Below are 17,678 nucleotides of genomic sequence, written 5' to 3'. Positions count from 1 at the left end.
ATATTATACCGTGTTTTGTTCTGAGGCAGGAAGACAAAAGTCAGAGACCTCGATCGTATCGTATATCATCACCGAATGAAAAAGCGGAAAAAAAGACCAAAAAGCGCGGTTTTTATTTTTCAGTACAGGAGTAATAGTGTACAATTTATAAAAAGACACGTTTTGGAGGAACGCCATGGACTCTTTGCATATGTGGGGCGGCAGATTTAAAAGGTTTTTTTTAGACAATAAATTTGTGTTGTTTTTGCTTGTCCTGCTGCTCATCGGACTAAACATACTCGTATTTACACAAGCATCATTTATCTTCACTCCTGTTATTGTTCTCATTGAGACAGTCGCTTTGCCGATTGTACTGACTGGCGTTGTCTATTATCTGCTAAATCCGATTGTTGATTTTTTAGAACGGAAAAAAGTGAAAAGAATTTATTCAATTCTTCTTCTCTACATTGTGATAATCGGTCTGATTACCATCTCGATCGTCTCGGTTATCCCATTGCTGAGGGAACAGATTATGAGCCTCGTCGACAATTTTCCAAGGTATGTCCACATTGTCGAGGATCAAATCAAACAGATGATCGGAAGCCGGTTTTTCAATCAGGTTCAGCAGACGCTGAACATTAACCTGACAGATTTGGCCGGCAGAATATCTGATCAGGCGACAACCATTTTAAACAGTACGTTTACAGGTGTGGGAACTTTTATAGGGGCCGTTACAGAAGTCGTGATTTCAATTGTGACCGTGCCTTTCGTCCTTTTTTACTTGCTGAAGGACGGCAAAAAGCTGCCATTGTTTATTTTAAAATTTGTCCCTGTCCGTTTAAGAGAACAGACGTATGTCGTCATGTCTGAGATGAATAACCGTTTAAGTTCATACATCAGGGGACAGATCATCGTCAGCTTTTGCATCGGCTGTCTTTTATTTATCGGATATATGATCATCGGTCTTGAATATGCCTCTCTTTTAGCGCTTGTTGCCGCTTGTACGAGCATCGTGCCGTATCTCGGACCGACGATTGCAATCACGCCGGCGATTATTATCGCTTTGGTTACATCTCCATTTATGCTTGTGAAGCTGATCATTGTCTGGACCGTTGTTCAGCTGTTTGAAGGCAAATTTATTTCACCGCAGATCATGGGGAAAAATCTGCATATCCATCCGGTGACGATCATCTTTGTTTTATTAACGGCCGCCAAGCTGTTCGGCGTCATCGGCGTCATTCTCGCCATTCCCGGGTACGCTGTCATCAAAGTCGTTGTCATTCACTTGTTTGAATGGTTTAAACAGCGTTCACACCTTTATGACAGAACAGGAGAAGACAGGTCATAATTCACCTGCATAAACCGATTCTAACTAAATATAAATAGGTGATAAGGGGACAAGTTTTAATTTCGCACCAAGAAGCGTGCCAAGTGAAGGGAATGACATATGAATATTTGGGATATCATGGTGGCCGTCATTTTAGGAATAGTTGAAGGGCTGACTGAATATGCGCCCGTCTCATCAACAGGGCATATGATCATTGTGGATGACCTGCTGCTGAAATCAAAAGAGCTGCTTACACCGGAAGCGGCAAATACTTTTAAAGTTGTCATCCAGCTCGGTTCGATTCTTGCCGTGGCCATCGTTTTCAAAGATCGGATACTCAATTTGCTTGGAATGAAGAAAAACATCACGGAAGCGCAGAAACAAGGAAGCCGTCTATCGCTCGCCCAAATCGCGGTCGGGCTCGTTCCCGCCGCAGTGCTCGGATTTTTATTTGAAGATTACATTGACCAATACCTGTTCTCCGTCCGTACTGTAGCGGTCGGGCTCATCGCCGGAGCGGTCTTGATGCTGGTCGCTGACTGGGTTAACAAGCGAAATGATACGACAGACTCAGTTGACCAGATGACATACAAACAGGCGCTCGGCATGGGGCTGTTTCAATGTTTGGCGCTGTGGCCAGGATTTTCCCGGTCAGGCTCGACGATTTCGGGCGGCGTCATTCTCGGGTTAAATCACAGGGCAGCCGCGGACTTCACATTCATCATGGCCATTCCGATCATGATGGGAGCAAGCCTGCTTTCTTTGATTAAAAACTGGGCATTCCTTAGTGCAGATCTTTTTCCGTTTTTTATTGCGGGATTTATCAGCGCTTTTATCGTAGCTCTTTTTGTCGTTCGTTTCTTTCTCAGATTGATCAATAAAATTAAACTTGTTCCGTTTGCAATCTATCGGATTATTTTAGGAATTCTCCTGTTCATTTTGTTTCTTTAAAACCGATTTTCTTTGGAAATCGGTTTTTGTATGGGTAAATAGATTGATATTCTATTATTTCCCACTATAAAACACCCTCCAAGCTTACTATACTAGTAAGAGGGAGGAGATATGAAATGTTTGTTATTGTACTTGTATTGTTTATATTAGGCTTGGTACCTATTTTATATAAAGCGAATCACAACACGAGAGATGTAAAAGTCAACACGATTTCGATCGATCGGACAAAAGCACAACCTTTCAGGAAGAAGCTGAATATACTTCACCTTTCAGATCTTCATTTAGAAAACATTTCGATTTCACCGAAACAGATTCTTGACCTTGCAGATCAGAAACAAGTGGATCTCATTGCTTTAACAGGAGATTTTCTTGACCGAAAACGAAACATTCCAAAGCTAGTTCACTACTTGAAAGCCTTGCAGCAGCTTAACCCGACATACGGAATGTATGCCGTGTTCGGAAACCATGACTACGTACTGAAAGGCGAACACTTTCAAAAACTTAAAAGTGTTTTAGAGGAAAACAGATGTGTCACTCTGCAGAACAAGCATGTTTCCATTGAAGTGGAAGGCGGGACATTAAACATTATCGGCATTGATGACCACAGTACGAAAAGAAGCAATGTCACAGATTCTTATGAAGGATTGAAAGACGGCTACAATCTCGTCTTGACGCATGATCCGAATGTTGTGCTCGATATGAAGGAATTTCACTTTGACTATCTCCTGTCAGGACATTTTCACGGAGGACAGATTCATTGGCCGAAGCCTTATCATCTTGTGAAGATGGGAAAGCTTGTGCGAATGAATATGATCAAAGGACTTCATTATCATCATGACAAACCGTTTTATATCAGTGAGGGATTGGGTCAGACCGGAGCCAACATCCGCATCGGAAGCCGGCCTGAAGTGACATTCCATCATATTTCATAAAAAAAGAGGCTGCTGCTGTATAACGCGCATCAGTCTCTTTTTTTTTATTTCGGAAGATAGGAATTGAACAATTTTTCTTTCGAGATAAACAAATATTGAGAAGGCGGGATTTTACGAAGAGAAAATTGCTTTGTTGTTAAATATAAAATCGGTATTTGAGTCAGCTTCTTGAATATTCTGTAAAACTGACTTGCTGGCTCAACCGCTTCAAAGCCGAGTCTCTCAACACCTTTATGCAGTGTTGTAATCCCGATAATCCCTTTGATTTGATCTGTCTGCTGATGATTTCTTACATATTCCGCTAAGATCGGCATCGAAACAAAAGCCTTTTGATAAGTGAGAATACCCCTTCTGACAGCGCTCTCAATATTTTGAAGCTCTTTGATCAGTTTAATATTATGCAGATGAATTTTGATGAGAACATCGTTCTTTTTAATAACCGTTCCATCGCTTAATACCACATCGATCCCTTTATACTTCGTCAAACGGACGCGAAAAATGCTTGAGTGCGTTTTATCGATGAGTGTCAGTCTTGAAAAAAAATAATAAAACGGGTCAATCACGCTCCAAATTGACAAAAAACAGCTTCTCAAGTCGTCACCTTCCTTTTATTTCAAAAATTCACTTATATTTTGGCTGGATTATTTAAAAATATAAATGGAAAACATTTTTCTTCTCGAATGGAGGATAGAGATGACAACGATTCTGATATTTCCTTTTCTTAGCATTTCAACCGGTCATCATCATGTTGCCGATTCGCTTCAGGCAGAACTGATCCTGAAATCTCACCGCTGTGAAAAAATTGATATTTTTTCTCATGCCTATCGGCGGCTCGAAAAAGTTTCCTCCGCGGCATATTTAAAGTGGATTCAATATTTTCCGAAAATATACAGCTCCGTCTATCACCTTCTTGCTTGCGGCAGCCATGAAACAAAAAAGCGCTACATCATGTATGAACTGATCTTTTTAAAAAACATGCAGCAGATCATTGAAGAAAAAAAACCGGATATCGTGTTTTGCACGCATGCATTGCCTTCCTATTTATTGAACAAGCTAAAAGCCCAATATCCAGGTATGAAAGTCGTCAATGTCTACACCGATTTCTTCGTAAACCAAATCTGGGGAAGAGAGCATATTGATTATCACTTTGCACCGATCAAAGATATTAAAGAACAGCTGATCGCTGAAGGAGTTGCTGAAGAGAAGATTTTTCTGACCGGGATACCGGTTCACCGCTCTTATAAAACGGCAGAGAAATCCGTCCGGGATGAGCAAAACAAACCATTGTACAACATGGTGATCACCGGCGGCAGCATGGGGGTGGGCGGCATCTTTAAGCTCGTTCGGGCGCTCTCGCCTGGAGGAGATGTCGTATACCAAATATTATGCGGGAAAAACCGAAAGCTCTACCGTTATGTCAAAAGTTTGAACAATCCTTTGATTAAAGCCCTTCCTTACATTGAAAACAAAGCTGAGATGAACCGCCTATACGCACAGGCCTCAGGAATTATCACAAAGCCCGGCGGTGTCACGATCAGCGAATGCATTGAAAAACAGCTGCCTGCCTTCATTTATCATGCACTGCCAGGGCAAGAGGAAATGAATTTAAGCATGCTGAAGAAAAGAAATCTAATCATCGAATTAAAGCATCAAAAAGAACAGCCGATTGAAGAACAGCTGCTAGCCTTTTTGCGCTCCAAAGAAGGTCTTAGCCGCTATCAGACCAATGTCAATCAATATTTGCAAGAAAAGTCAGACTTGGATATCAGTGAAATACTCGACAGGATGATTCATAACCGGTTAGATTTGGGGAATGCTCACGTATAAGAAAGGAGATAGACCCATGACATCTGAGAGTCAGAAGAAATCTGTCATCATGCTGCTGATCGATTCTTTGATGGACGAGCCTTTGAAAGAAGCCGTTAAAAGCGGACAAGCTCCGGCCCTGCAATTTTTGCTTGAAAACGGACGCTATGTACCGGAGGTTGTCAGCCCGTTTCCGACCATGTCGGTCAATGTTGACAGCACATTGCTGACAGGGGTCAACAGTGACAAGCATAAAGTGCCGGGGCTTGTATGGTACAACAAAGAGGAGAACCGGATCATCAATTATGGAAGTCATATTAGAGAACTGCTGAAATTAGGGATCAAACAATCTTCAAAAGACGTCTTTTACAATTTGAATCAGGTCCATTTAAGCAAACAGGTGAAAACACTTCATGAAGAGCTGGCTGAGAAAGGGCATGAAACGTGCTCAATCAATGCGCTCATGCACAGGGGAAGCCAGGACGGCTATTTGCATGTTCCAATGCTTTTCTCATGGATTATGGGGCTGAATCAGAAACTGAAAATCGATGCTCCTCAGCTGTTTTCATACGGCGGTTTTTCTAAATTAAGTTCTGCTAACCTCTCTCTTTTAAAAAAATTCGGTTTTAATGATCGATTTTCGGTCCAGGAATTGAACCATCTGATCAAGTCGAATCTTGTTCCTCCGCTTGCCCTCGTCTATTTTCCCGATCTCGACCAGCATGTTCATAAACACGGAAGGTTCGATGTGAAGGGGGTGGCTAAAGCCGACAGGCATGTGCAAAGGATTTTAAACAGCTTTCAGTCATGGGAAGAGGCATTAAAACATCATATTTGGATCACTTTAGGGGATAATGGACAGGCATGGATCAGCCAACATAAAAAAGAAGCATTGATTGATTTAAGAGGCCTATTGGATTCATATCAAATCGTCAAATTAAAACGAGGGGTTAAGCCCGATGATCAAATCGTTCTCGCCGTCAATGAAAGAATGGCTTTTGTCTACCCTCTCGATAAAGCAAAGATTCCGCTGAATCAGATAGCGGATGTTCTGAATAAAGACGAGAGAATCGATATTATCAGCTGGAAAAATGAAATGAATGCAATTGAGGTCACGTCGGGCGGACGGGAAGGGAAGCTTACATTTAAACCCGGCGGCGCTGCCACAGATGAATATGGGCAATCATGGACACTGGAAGGAGATATCCGGCTTTTGGACTTAACAGTCAATAAGAACAAAATTGCCTGCGGTCAGTTCCCGGATGCCCTGGAAAGGCTCTACACATCATTCTTTTCCCATAAAGGCGATTATTTGATCGTCAATGCGAAGCCAGGATACGAATTTATCGGCGAGGGCTCGCCGACACACGTTGGCGGCGCAAGCCACGGAGCTTTGCACAAACAGGATTCTCTCATACCGATGATCATAACCGGAACCGACTCGGCACCGAAATATAAACGGCTCATCGATGTGAAGGAATGGATCGTCGATCTGGTTGAATCACAAAGCGGGGAATAAGGTTTTCCCCGCTTTTTCATCCCTTTTTATTCCGGCTGCCTGATGCTTTTAATAAATGCTGCAAGAGCTGCCGCAGCCATTATAAATAAAGAAACCATTTTAATGATCGTCTGAAGCAGCGGGCTCTCAACGATGATATTGGAGTGAACACATAATGCCAAAATAAATAGGGCGATGCATAATCCGTATTTCTCCATCATGGCTGGATTCTCCTTTCTGACTGTCATCCTCCAAAGAACAAGTCAAGAATGTTTCCGGCAGTCGAAGCTTTTTTATTGTACAGCTCCGAATACCCGCAGTTTTTGCAATATACGACGAGAAAACGGTTATTCTGCACGTCAAACACTTTGGAGAGACCGGTGCCGGTCGTCGCAATTTCTTTCTGTCCTGCATCCATGCTACCGCACTTGATGCACCCTTTATGATCACGCATGGGGCTTTTCTCCTTTCACTGTGTCAATCGAATATTTCCATTATACTGTAATTTTCTTCGAAAGAAAATATTTCTCAGGAAATGATTTGAAGCGGTGTGTCGGCTGAACTTGAAATCGATTTTCTGCTTTGTGAAAGTGAAAAACATGTCTTTTGCTATCTTGACACGACTAAGAATAAGACCCCATTGGGAGTGATGAGGGAGTATAGGACTAATTCTTTTTCCTTAGAAAATAGACTGATCAGCTCGTATATTTCATGTTTTCACACAAAAAACGATTCATTTAACCTATTCATTCAAATAGGACCTTCCTGTAATATTATTTTATTACAATATAATCCACTAGAGGAAAATAGTTTTTATTGACTAGTAGAATGGAAAGGGGACACTGCCGTGAGTGAAAGTTTTTGGGACTCAGCAGGTAACTTTTTGCACATTTCTTACACTGAAAATGAACGTAAACGGGATGATTATAAAAATTTATACGACTTTTTATCTGATAAAGAAAGTGAAGTTAAAACAAAATTATCAGATGCAAAAGCGACAAAAAAAGCTTATAAAACAAACAATCTCCCGGATATGAAAATCCCTTCTCATGAATTTGAAAATGCGCGCCATGAAAAGGATGCCGACCTAAAGGATTTGATCAAGCATTTTGACGATATGCTCGATGATATTCAAAGCGCAAAGACGAAGGCCAAAAGCAAATGGGAGCATTATAAAGCAAAAGCAGAAGCTGAAGAGAAAAAGGCGTAGAGGAGGGGCAGCTAACACGATGGACGGATACGGATATTACAACTATCATACGGCCGAGTCGAAAGTAAGCGGAGAAGCTGTGAAATTGTCCCATAATGGAACGATTAAGGCGCTTTCCCATGCAAAAGCAATCGAAAAACACGTCAGTGACTCGCTAAACAAGGCAAAAGAATTAAAGTCATATGTCGAAAGCGGAAAATGGAGCGGGAAAACGCGCGATGCTTTCCTCAGTTATCTTGAATTGATCATTGATTTAAATGCAGATATGAAAGATGCATTGGAAGATCATACATCTGCGCTGAATGTGTTAGAGAAAAGCATCGACGATTTCTCTAAGCTCAGCGAAGTGAAAGAAATTCAAAACCTATAACATGGAAGGGGAACGACATGCTGGTGAAAATAGATACGCTCACAGCGGCGGAACTTTATGTTTTAGCCGGAGCGGCCGGGGTATCCTACATATTCGGCCTACCCGAACGCGAACAGCTCGCTTTGACCGAGCCTGACTGTGCGGTGAAAGCTTTGGATGGCCTGATCGAAAAAGGAATCCTTACAAAAGAAGGCAAGCTGACCCGTGCTGCTTTTTTCATGACGGAAATGCTGAAACAATATCAAGAAAGCAAAGAATATGTACGCTTCAATAATGTCATGTGCGCCTTTCTTCCAGACGACGAAGAGCGCGTCATCGTTCTTACGGAAATAGGCCCGGGCAAAGTCTACACATTTGACTATCTGGAAAAACGGGAAGTTTATTTGTCGCTCATTTCAAAAGTTTCCTTTTTAATGAGAGAGCCGCGGGAAAAAGACCGGTCCTTTTTGACAAAACCGATGAATCCCGGCGAAAAAGCGGAAGTAAGGGCGATGGACCTTGACGAAAAAGAGATCCTGGCTGTTGAAACATTCAGGTTTGCTGCAGTTCAAAGTCTGACAGACCCCGGTTTTCAGACAACCAACTTGTATTTCACAAAGGGTGAAGACTTTATCTGCATTGATCCGTTAAATGACCGATACGAATGGATCAGTCTCTACATCATGAACAACCGGATTTATGATGCGCTACATATTAATTTCAGAGCAGGGAGGGCGATGGTATGAATGCCGAAGGCGGAGCAGGAGGCGGCACAAACATACACGTTGAGTTTGAAGAAATGATCACCATTTCAAATAAACTGAAAAACATTTGTGAGATTTACATAGAGGGAGTCCAGCCGGAAATTAAAAAACTCGCAGAGTCTGATTTTTATAAAGCTGGCAAAGCCCTGAAAACGGTTGAAAGCTACCCGGAAATCCTCGGAAAAACGATGGAGCTGTTTGATAATTACTCGATGGCCGCCCAGATTGTCAACTATGCGATGGAAAAAATGTATGAAACAGATAAGGAGCTCCAAAAACTCTACCAGATCCAGAAATAGAAACGAGGCGATCATCTGATGGATGTGAAATTCAGCCCGGAAGAATGGCAAGGCATGAAAGACGGCCTGGATGCGTTAACGGGCGGAAAGTACGGAGGGGGAGCGAAATCAAGCCTTTTAAAGCTCAATGACCTCTTGGAAGATATCGAATCTAAAATAAAAGACAAAGACAGTGACAGAGCGATCGGCTTTAGCCATTCCAGCAAAAAAAGCAAGATCGAAGAGCTGTTCAAGGATTATCAGAAACTGTCTGACTTTTGTCTGAAAGCCGGCAGTTTAGTAGCAGACCACATTGACGATCCTTTCCACAAAAAAATGGACGCTTTTGCGGATAAGATGGAAGCCATGTCCATCCGCAACTACAAGACAAAAAACCGAATCGGCTCCAAAGAGACAACCTATGTCGGCTACGGCATGAACAAGCAGGCCGTCCAAGAGGACAAAAGGGAAATTACCGTGGACGATATTTTCAAAGATTCAAAAGCGTTTGACCATGTGCTGAATGAAGAATATAAAGCATTTAAGGCAGAACACCCGGAAATCGAATTGACCTATGAAGACTACTCCAAAGCAATCGTTTCCGCCCGCGGCTTTGAGTACGAATCGATCACAGACGTCCAAAAGGGTCAGGAATTGTGGCGTGATCTGATCCTTGGCGGCGGCGTTGTCGTGCTTACGATCTTTTGCGCGCCGGCCGGCTTCTATGCCGGAGCAGCAGTCGGCGGGCTTTCCGTCTCCAACTCAGTGACGGGACAAGACTGGGGGACGCGACGAAAACTGTCAACAGATGAACAGGTAATCAGCGGCATAACCGGCACCCTAGAGGTCATTCCAGGGCTGAGCGGAGCCAAAGCCCTCCAAGGCTCGGCAACAATCGGCAAAGTATCAGGCAAAACGGAACATGTGATACAATCATTTAAAGAAAGCAGCTCGATCTGGACAAACCGCATGCGGGCGGGCGGACTGAAAGCGCAAGACAAACTCAATGACGCAGGCTTCGCTATCAAAAAACAGTTCGCCAAAAGCACAGACGCCCTCACCGACATCGCCCGCGGCGCAGAAGCCCAGGGCAGCGTCCTCGCCCGCAAAGGCACCGACTTCCATGGAAGCGTCAACGACGCCCACAAAGCATCGAAATCGAAGATACAGGATTCGATTTCGAGGATTGAGCGGGAGATTGAGGCTGGGAGAGGTGTTGGGAAAGGAACTAGTGAGTCGAGTGTTTCGGGTAATTCCAAAGTATATAACAAAGTTCCTAATGATTTATATGCGTATTTACAATATAAAAAAGAATTATTAAAGGACGATATCATTAGCAATTCAAATAAAATTATTAATGGAGCCGATTTGTGGGATCAAAAAGCAGTTGATATATTGACTAAGGATGGTTCCAATATCAGCGACTGGTGGAAAATGGAATCAAGATACTCATACCAAACAGAATTTGGAGAAGGGAAGATTCATTTCTATCAAAATTTTAAGACTGGTGAAATAAGTTCATTTGATAGTAAACTTAAAGTACCAAAACCAAGAGATCTTAGGAAAGACCAGAAAGATTTATTTTGGATCGTAGATTTAGATGAAAATTTTGTACCTGCTAAAATGAGGTGAAAAAATGAGAGTTAAGTGTATAGAAAAAGACAATAGAGTACCTGATATAACAAAAAACAAAATTTATTCAGTGTATGAAGGTGAATTTAAAAATAAATTTAAAGAAAAAAAGTATATCTCATTTAGAATACAGGATGATTACGGAAGCGTAATTCCATATGAAGCAAAATATTTTGAAATTATTTCGAATAAAAATACTAATTATGTTGAAAAGAAAATAGCAGAAGATACGCATAAGTTTATTCATAAATTCATTTCTTATGATGGATTTTGGTCAATGTTATATGATGAAGAGGGTACTTCCTTAGATGATTTTTGGAGGGCGAAAAAGGATATATATAAATTAGAAATGAGTAAAGATGAAATGCATGAAATATTGCAAGGAGAGAATGAAGATGAGAGAGATTTCATATTAGATTTGTTGATAGAAGTAAAGGATGATCATTTTATAGAGGATGCGATTAAGCTAGGTCGCAAACATTTGCATGAGTGGATAATTAATAATCAAAGTTTAGAAACATTATTTTTCTATATTAGTTGTTTTAAAGATGATAGAATAGATGATTTTTTTATTGAATATCTTTCTGAGAATGAAAAAGGAAATGATAAATTAGATAAAATAGTAAATGACTATTTTAACAATTAATGAAAAACTGACCTGAAAATCAAGCCCTGTTTGACCTTTTAGAGAAATCGTTCAAACAAATGAACCGTGAACGCATGGAAAACTCTATGCGTTTATTCTTTTATATTCGCCATAAAATTTTAAAGAAGTTCTTAGAATTGTACATATAATGCAAGCACCATGGGATGAAATCACAAGCCAAATTATGATATCAATAAAAACCCCATCGTCCTCGCCCACAAAACATCGAAATCGAAGATACAGGATTTCGATTCAGCGGATTGAGCGGGAGATTGAGGCTGAGAAACAGAAGGGAAAAAGGAAATGACTCAATTTTATTATCTCTCTGCAAAGATTCCTTTAGAAGGTGGGTTTTTTGGAGAAACTTCAATCAGATCACGTAAAGGGCACCCAGTTAGATCAGGAGCAAATGCAGCGGGCATTTATATTGAAAATATAGAAGCAGCTTCCATCCATATGAAGCTGCCATATCAAGTACAAGTTCACACACACATAGGTACATTTGCAATGAATAGACCTGTACATTCTGAAGAAGATTTAATGTGTCTAAAAATACTATTTTCATATATTAAAGATGTAATGAAAAATAGTTTTTCTATTGAATGGTATACGGCTTGGGCAGGAGAGGAAGATATGGAGATTTCTAAAAAAAGAGAACTTGTTTTATCTGAATTCACCTCCCCATCGCAGCTAATCTTGGAGGATAGAGAATACCTTAGAATTGTACAAAAAAAGTGGCAGTAGTCTGCAGATTTAAAGATCCTGGTCTTAAGCAGTAAGGAACGTAGACACTAAACGAATCAATATTTGTTCGTTTAGTGTCGCTTATTCAATTTTTACAATCTCGTTTATATCTGTAAATATAAATATAAAAATGAAGCAAAAAACTCCTTGCTTTTATCCCGAATTCCGTCTATAATAAATCATGTCTCAAATAAACGGGGCATTAGCTCAGCTGGGAGAGCGCTACACTGGCAGTGTAGAGGTCAGCGGTTCGAGCCCGCTATGCTCCATATCTGAATCCCTTGATATATCAAGGGGTTTTTTTATTGTGAAAGAAACTCGCCTTGTGCTAAAAAACCCCTTTGAAGCCTGGCCGGCAGAAGCAGAAATTATTTTAGAAGTCCTATAATAGGGTGTGTTTAGTTACAAATGCTTTCAGCCGCAGAGAAAACCACTTATTCATACTCTTTATGAGGCTCTGTAAAACCACAAAACTTGATTGGATCGCCTTTTTTATCGGTGCACCATGATTGTGTTAAAAAAGCTAAGAAAATCGCAACCCAATCATCATGAAATTGGATGAATATACCCCCGTCGTGATAGATCCCGTTGTCCTTTTTCCACCTGCCTGAATTCCCCTGATTCATGTGGATGTTATGCATACCATTGGTTGGTTCGAATCCAAATATTTTATCTTTTTGATTTTCAGGGCCGAATTTTGAGCCGTAAATATAGACAGGTGCACTTTCTTTTTTAGCTTTGGTCATATATTTTTCAATAAAATCGTTCAAATCATTATTTTCGCCGGTCACTTCATGTGGCAGAGGTATCATTTTAGCAGGGTCAAAAAGATGGCCTCTTACATAATCAAGGGCAATCCGATGATTTGCCGCATCTTCATGAAGGGAAGTATAGCCATTTTGCAGATTTTGCAAATGGGTGATTTCACTGGCATTAAAATGATCATCCGCATAATACAGCACTTCTGACTGGGCTGAGCTCGACATCACATTAATGGCACATCTGTAATGTGTGTTATTCTCGCCAATGACATCGACTTGATAATGAGGAGTATCAAAATCTACCTCTCTTTTCGTATCGTGTACAATCCCTTTTAAAACACCGTAATTTTCAACAGTCATTGTTCATCCTCCTCCAATCAGAAAGTCTTAACACTAATAAGTGTATAATAATTCTTCGTTTGATATAAGAAAATTTTGACTATTTTGTTTGTAAATTTACAAACAAATAACAAAGAGGGAATGAAACATCTTATCAATTTCAAATTTACATGGTAAGGAAGAGGTCAGAGCTTCAAGTCTGTTTGGAAGCTAAAGGGAATACGTTGATTTAAAAAAATGATCCGAACTGGGGAGAAAAATCACAAAAAAGCATAAAAAACGTGCGAAATGACCCTTTGATGAAATGTTACCAACCCAGTATACCAAGGATCTGAAAGGATACGATAAACAGCGAAATTGATAGGCGAAATGGGCGGTATGATGTCAGCCTACCCGTGGAAGAGCCGCTTGACTTCTCAAGGGGATTTTCTTTGCGAATTTAGCCAGGGTTTTAACGAAACAAATAATATAGAAAAGAGCCGGCAGAAAGCGGCTCTTATGGGCGTATGCTCATTTTAAACCTGATAATGAAAGGATGTCTGTAGGAGTTCAAGAGATGTACATTACAGTCCCAGCCGCAGCAGTGAAAAAGCCGGAGAAGCTTGGTTCACCGCGTTTATGCTGCTCTTTCGCCGATGCGGTTGGTTCGACGATTTCGGGCAGCTATACCGTGTTTAGCATGGCACCGATTCCTTTTAGTCAATGTGTTTTTCTTCTTCTGTTTTATCGTCTGCGTAAGTGATACCGTTTACATTTTCTATTGTCTTAACAAACGGTATATGATCGTTCAATCAGGGTTTACATTTAGAAAAGACGATTGATGAACTTGCTTGCTAGCATTAAAAATGGAACATCGCAGAACGGATATAGGCTGCCTGGAAACGCTCCTTTTAGGCTTATTTGATTATGGTAAGTATACTGGTGTAATAGCTATGGGAGAGGGATAGAAAACGATATGTTCTATAGACGATAGTCGAAAAAGGATAAAGATATGTGCTATTCATTCATCTTTGGATATAGCTCTTTAACTGTTTCTACGAACACTTTTGTTGCGTGAGATACTTGAGGCATTGTACAGATTCCTATTGTACGATATGTATTTTTCTCCAGTTCAATCGCCTTTATTTTGTTGCGGGCGCCCTTAAGTACCAATTCAGGCCGAATATTAATTCCTAGATTAGCTTCGACCAGTGCCAGAATGGAATGGTCATCCGAAACTTCATATCGAACCTTTTGTTGAATGTTATGTTCTTTAAAAAATGCAGCAACCTCGTTATCCCATCCTTTTTTAGGTTTAATTAAAGGGAATTCTTCTAATTGGCTAGGTTTTATTTTGTTATGTTTGCTTAGCTGGTTCTTAAGAGAAACAATACAATATAATTTGTCTTTTACTAATGGGGTAAAGGAAATGCCTTTTGTACTAACATATGTATTGAAACAACAGTCTAATTCACCTGATAGGACCGCTTTTTCTAAGTTGAAATAATCATCCTCGTAAATTTTAACGGTTATGCCTGGATATTTCTCATTAAAACGTTTAATAATGAAAGGCATCCAGTTTGCTGTTACACTTGCAAAAGATCCTACATTGATAACCCCTGTGCCTAATCCTCTCAAAGCTGAAGCTTCCTGAAATAATGCATCATTTAGCTTTGATATCTTTAAAGAGTAATCGTATATTTTTTCTCCTTCCCTTGTCAAAGATATCCCTGTTCGGTTTCGAACCAAGAGTTTTAAACCTAAATCTTCCTCAAGCGTTTTAATTGCATTGCTTATTCCCGGTTGTGTGAGATGAAGCTCTGATGCCGCTTTGCTGATATTCTGAAGCTGTACAACTTTATTGAAAATTTCATAACGTTGAAGTGACATGGCACATTTCCTTTCATAAAAAAATTGTATGTCAAGCATATTTTATTTTTATTTTACTATTAATAATTTACTGAATAAACTGAACACTAGTCAAACAAATTTTTTTGGGGAGGGATTATATGAATGTGCTAACAAAAAACAATGCTTCAGCCCCTTGAAGAAGGAGGCGATGAATGATGTCTAAGGAAATAGTTGCGTCACAGGTGCTGGTAGCGGGTTGGGAAAATCATTGGCCATAAAATACTCGCAAAAGGGCTACGATGTATGTTTACGCGTGCGAACAAAAGCAACACTTATGGAGACAGCTTCTCAGTGAAGTGATCGATCTTCGATTTATGAACTTGACATCACGAATCAAATCTTGAAGATGTGATGGAAAAACGCTTAAACGAGCATGGTTCGATTGATTACTAGATTAATAACGATTTAGCAGAGAATGATATTCATCAGATGATTGACACAAACTTAAAAGGAACTAAAGGTAATGGTTAAACAGAAAAAAGGGTGTATTATCAATATTATATCGAATTCAGGAAAAGAAGTAAAAAGAATTTGAAAGCGTTTACATTGACAGTAAATTTGAAGTTCGTGGATTTTCTGAAGCATTAGCAATAGAATACAAAAATTCAGGGAGAACAAATTTATAGAAATTGAACCTATCAAAAGAGCAAATGGAGAGTGATATGAATCCAGATAGAGTTGCGGATTTCATTTTCGACAGCGCTAAACATCAAACAAATATAACGGAAGAAGATATAACCATTATGAATCATAATGGGGAAGAGAGTCAAAATTCACGATAAGCCACCTTATTTGTTTAAGAACATGAAGTTAGAGGGGACAGGACCTAAAATAAAAAATGAACTCAATGCATCGAACTGCCTCATTGAGTTGACGACTGGAGGCTATTATGGAAAGTTTTTTAAATTGGGTTAGTGGTTTGGTATGGAACCAATACTTTATTTATTGTTTTCTAGCAACGGGGCTGGGATTCACCATAGCTACTCGATGTGTTCAAGTGACGCACTTAAAAGACATGTTTCATTATATGTTTAATCGAGAAACTTCAAAAAGCGGTGTATCCTCTTTTCAAGCTATATCATTATCATTAGGAAGCAGAATTGGGACAGGAAACATAGCGGGTGTTGCTACTGCAATTGCTCTTGGAGGACCTGGTGCGGTTTTTTGGATGTGGGTGATGGCTTTTTTCGGTGCAGCCACTTCCTTTATTGAAACGACTTTGGCCCAAATTTACAAAAGTAAAATTGATGGCGAATACCGTGGCGGCCCTCCTTTTTATATTGAAAAAGGTTTAGGATTTAAAAAATATGCTTTAGTATACGCTGCTCTTACAATAGTAGCTAATGGTTTTTTTCTAATGAATATTCAGTCGAATACAATAGCTGTTTCAGTGAAAGCGGCATTTAGTATTCATCCAATGTTTATTGGTGCTTTCTTAGTCATTCTCTTTTCATTGGTGATTTTCGGAGGAGTTAAGAGAATTGCTAAGACAGCAGAACTATTGGTACCAATCATGGCTATTGGTTATATGATTGTGTGTTTCATCGTTTTATTTGCAAATGCCTCAGCTATACCCGATGTCTTTTCGTTAATTATTTCCAGCGCATTTGGTGCGGATGCAACCTTTGGCGGCATTATTGGATCTGCTATTGCTTGGGGGGTACAGCGTGGGTTCTTCTCAAATGCTGCAGGTTCCGGAGGAGAAACGTATGAGGGTGCTGCTGCGGAAGTATCACACCCGGCCAAACAGGGACTTGTCCAATCTCTAGCTGTTTATTTTGATACTTGGGTTATATGTTCAGCATCCGCATTTATGATCTTAATGACAGGCATGTTTAATGTAAACAATGAGAACAGCGGTCAGCTAGTCACTAATATTCCAGGAGTAGAAGCCGGTGCCGTATATGTTCAACTATCCATTGATCAAGTCCTGCCTGGTTTTGGTTATACCTTTCTAGTGATTTCTTTATTTTTCTTTTGCTTTACCACAATGATTTCCTATTATTACAAAAGCGAAACAAGTTTGGCCTTTATTACACGTAAGTGGAAACGAGGAACAAGCACCGCGGTAAAAATTCTGAAATTTCTGATTTTGGTTTTTGTCTTCACGGGGACAGCTGTTGCATCGAGCATTGCTTGGACTCTAGGAGATATAGGTCTGGGTGGTATGGCTTATTTAAATATACTGGTATTAATACTTTTATTCAAACCGGCTTTAAAAGTATTAAAAGATTTCAATGAACAGAAAAAGGCAGGAAAAGATCCTGTTTTTGACCCATTAAAATTGGGGATAAAACATGCGGATTTTTGGGAGAAAGAATACATTCAAGAAGAAGAAAAAAGGAAGGCACAATAAAACGCTTTGGGTAAAGGTTGTCTTATTCCAAAATTAAACGAGACAAACGCTAAATGAGTTATGCTGTTCTCCACTTTCTGCTCCTTTAGCAGCAAGGCGAATGGCAGGTTCGTTACTAAAGCTTGAGACATAAGCGCATTTTTTCCCCTTGTTCTTTGTCAGCTCCGGCAAGTTCTTAACGACCATATTCGATGTTTACGTTCCAAGGAAGGCCAT

The 17,678-nt window shown here is 40.1% G+C and carries 19 protein-coding genes and 1 tRNA gene; 15 read left to right on the top strand and 5 right to left on the bottom strand.

Translation table 11 applies throughout. The features are described 5' to 3' along the window. Window positions 1-175: 175 nt before the first annotated feature. From BTA30_RS15055 to BTA30_RS15045, 3 genes are all read left to right on the top strand, one after another. On the top strand, window positions 176-1,327 hold the full coding sequence (locus BTA30_RS15055; protein WP_076762128.1) for an AI-2E family transporter: 1,152 nt from the start codon (window positions 176-178) through the stop codon (window positions 1,325-1,327). Window positions 1,328-1,426: 99 nt separating this feature from the next. Further along, the gene (locus BTA30_RS15050) at window positions 1,427-2,257 is read left to right on the top strand and encodes an undecaprenyl-diphosphate phosphatase (RefSeq protein WP_076762127.1); all 831 of its coding nucleotides are present in this window, start codon (window positions 1,427-1,429) and stop codon (window positions 2,255-2,257) included. Between the two features lie 116 nt (window positions 2,258-2,373). Further along, on the top strand, window positions 2,374-3,189 hold the full coding sequence (locus tag BTA30_RS15045) for a metallophosphoesterase (protein WP_076762126.1): 816 nt from the start codon (window positions 2,374-2,376) through the stop codon (window positions 3,187-3,189). Window positions 3,190-3,233: 44 nt separating this feature from the next. Here BTA30_RS15045 and BTA30_RS15040 read toward each other — a convergent pair whose 3' ends face one another. Then, window positions 3,234-3,782, bottom strand: coding sequence for a YkoP family protein (locus BTA30_RS15040; RefSeq protein ID WP_076762125.1), 549 nt, complete (start codon window positions 3,780-3,782; stop codon window positions 3,234-3,236). A 100-nt stretch (window positions 3,783-3,882) separates the two neighbouring features. On the opposite strand from BTA30_RS15040, the gene BTA30_RS15035 reads away from it, so the two are divergent. Both BTA30_RS15035 and BTA30_RS15030 read left to right on the top strand, forming a co-directional pair. Continuing rightward, window positions 3,883-5,016, top strand: a complete 1,134-nt coding sequence (locus tag BTA30_RS15035; protein WP_076762124.1) for an MGDG synthase family glycosyltransferase — start codon at window positions 3,883-3,885, stop codon at window positions 5,014-5,016. A gap of 16 nt (window positions 5,017-5,032) precedes the next feature. Next, entirely contained in the window at window positions 5,033-6,514 is a 1,482-nt protein-coding gene (locus BTA30_RS15030; RefSeq protein WP_076762123.1) for an alkaline phosphatase family protein, read from the top strand. A gap of 26 nt (window positions 6,515-6,540) precedes the next feature. Here the strand turns inward: BTA30_RS15030 and BTA30_RS23435 are convergent, their stop codons facing one another. Together BTA30_RS23435 and BTA30_RS15025 are read right to left on the bottom strand one after the other, a co-directional pair. Then, window positions 6,541-6,714, bottom strand: a complete 174-nt coding sequence (locus BTA30_RS23435; RefSeq protein WP_164470251.1) for a hypothetical protein — start codon at window positions 6,712-6,714, stop codon at window positions 6,541-6,543. Window positions 6,715-6,737: 23 nt separating this feature from the next. Beyond that, window positions 6,738-6,947 (bottom strand): zinc ribbon domain-containing protein, encoded by a 210-nt coding sequence (locus BTA30_RS15025; protein WP_076762122.1) that lies wholly within the window; start codon window positions 6,945-6,947, stop codon window positions 6,738-6,740. 393 nt (window positions 6,948-7,340) lie between these two features. On the opposite strand from BTA30_RS15025, the gene BTA30_RS15020 reads away from it, so the two are divergent. The 8 genes from BTA30_RS15020 to BTA30_RS14985 all read left to right on the top strand — a co-directional run bounded on the left by BTA30_RS15020 (window position 7,341) and on the right by BTA30_RS14985 (window position 12,385). After that, entirely contained in the window at window positions 7,341-7,703 is a 363-nt protein-coding gene (locus BTA30_RS15020) for a hypothetical protein (protein WP_076762121.1), read from the top strand. 19 nt (window positions 7,704-7,722) lie between these two features. Next, the gene (locus BTA30_RS15015) at window positions 7,723-8,073 is read left to right on the top strand and encodes a WXG100 family type VII secretion target (RefSeq protein ID WP_076762120.1); all 351 of its coding nucleotides are present in this window, start codon (window positions 7,723-7,725) and stop codon (window positions 8,071-8,073) included. A gap of 17 nt (window positions 8,074-8,090) precedes the next feature. Next, complete coding sequence (locus BTA30_RS15010; protein WP_076762119.1) at window positions 8,091-8,798, top strand: DUF5081 family protein; 708 nt, start codon at window positions 8,091-8,093, stop codon at window positions 8,796-8,798. After that, complete coding sequence (locus BTA30_RS15005) at window positions 8,795-9,115, top strand: hypothetical protein (protein WP_076762118.1); 321 nt, start codon at window positions 8,795-8,797, stop codon at window positions 9,113-9,115. The genes BTA30_RS15010 and BTA30_RS15005 overlap by 4 nt, the downstream gene beginning before the upstream one ends. 18 nt (window positions 9,116-9,133) lie before the next feature. Next, window positions 9,134-10,726, top strand: coding sequence for a hypothetical protein (locus BTA30_RS15000; RefSeq protein WP_158027638.1), 1,593 nt, complete (start codon window positions 9,134-9,136; stop codon window positions 10,724-10,726). A gap of 4 nt (window positions 10,727-10,730) precedes the next feature. Then, the gene (locus tag BTA30_RS14995) at window positions 10,731-11,372 is read left to right on the top strand and encodes a hypothetical protein (protein ID WP_076762117.1); all 642 of its coding nucleotides are present in this window, start codon (window positions 10,731-10,733) and stop codon (window positions 11,370-11,372) included. 303 nt (window positions 11,373-11,675) lie between these two features. Continuing rightward, window positions 11,676-12,116: a hypothetical protein gene (locus tag BTA30_RS23925; RefSeq protein WP_239693685.1), complete on the top strand. Its 441-nt coding sequence runs from the start codon at window positions 11,676-11,678 to the stop codon at window positions 12,114-12,116. A gap of 196 nt (window positions 12,117-12,312) precedes the next feature. Then, window positions 12,313-12,385: transfer RNA gene (locus tag BTA30_RS14985), tRNA-Ala, on the top strand. A 165-nt stretch (window positions 12,386-12,550) separates the two neighbouring features. On the opposite strand, the gene BTA30_RS14980 is transcribed toward BTA30_RS14985, so the two are convergent. After that, complete coding sequence (locus BTA30_RS14980) at window positions 12,551-13,237, bottom strand: YukJ family protein (RefSeq protein ID WP_076762116.1); 687 nt, start codon at window positions 13,235-13,237, stop codon at window positions 12,551-12,553. A 535-nt stretch (window positions 13,238-13,772) separates the two neighbouring features. Here BTA30_RS14980 and BTA30_RS14975 point away from each other — a divergent pair. After that, window positions 13,773-13,958, top strand: a complete 186-nt coding sequence (locus BTA30_RS14975) for a hypothetical protein (RefSeq protein WP_076762115.1) — start codon at window positions 13,773-13,775, stop codon at window positions 13,956-13,958. Between the two features lie 254 nt (window positions 13,959-14,212). Here BTA30_RS14975 and BTA30_RS14970 read toward each other — a convergent pair whose 3' ends face one another. Next, entirely contained in the window at window positions 14,213-15,085 is an 873-nt protein-coding gene (locus tag BTA30_RS14970; RefSeq protein ID WP_076762114.1) for a LysR family transcriptional regulator, read from the bottom strand. Between the two features lie 910 nt (window positions 15,086-15,995). On the opposite strand from BTA30_RS14970, the gene BTA30_RS14960 reads away from it, so the two are divergent. After that, window positions 15,996-17,462: an alanine/glycine:cation symporter family protein gene (locus BTA30_RS14960; RefSeq protein ID WP_076762113.1), complete on the top strand. Its 1,467-nt coding sequence runs from the start codon at window positions 15,996-15,998 to the stop codon at window positions 17,460-17,462. The last annotated feature ends 216 nt before the right edge of the window (window positions 17,463-17,678 follow it).

Source organism: Bacillus swezeyi, assembly GCF_001969815.1.
In the GTDB taxonomy this organism is placed as follows: Bacteria; Bacillota; Bacilli; order Bacillales; family Bacillaceae; genus Bacillus; species Bacillus swezeyi.
The sequence above is the reverse complement of the archived record's forward strand: the minus strand, read 5'-3'. Positions and strand labels throughout refer to the sequence as shown.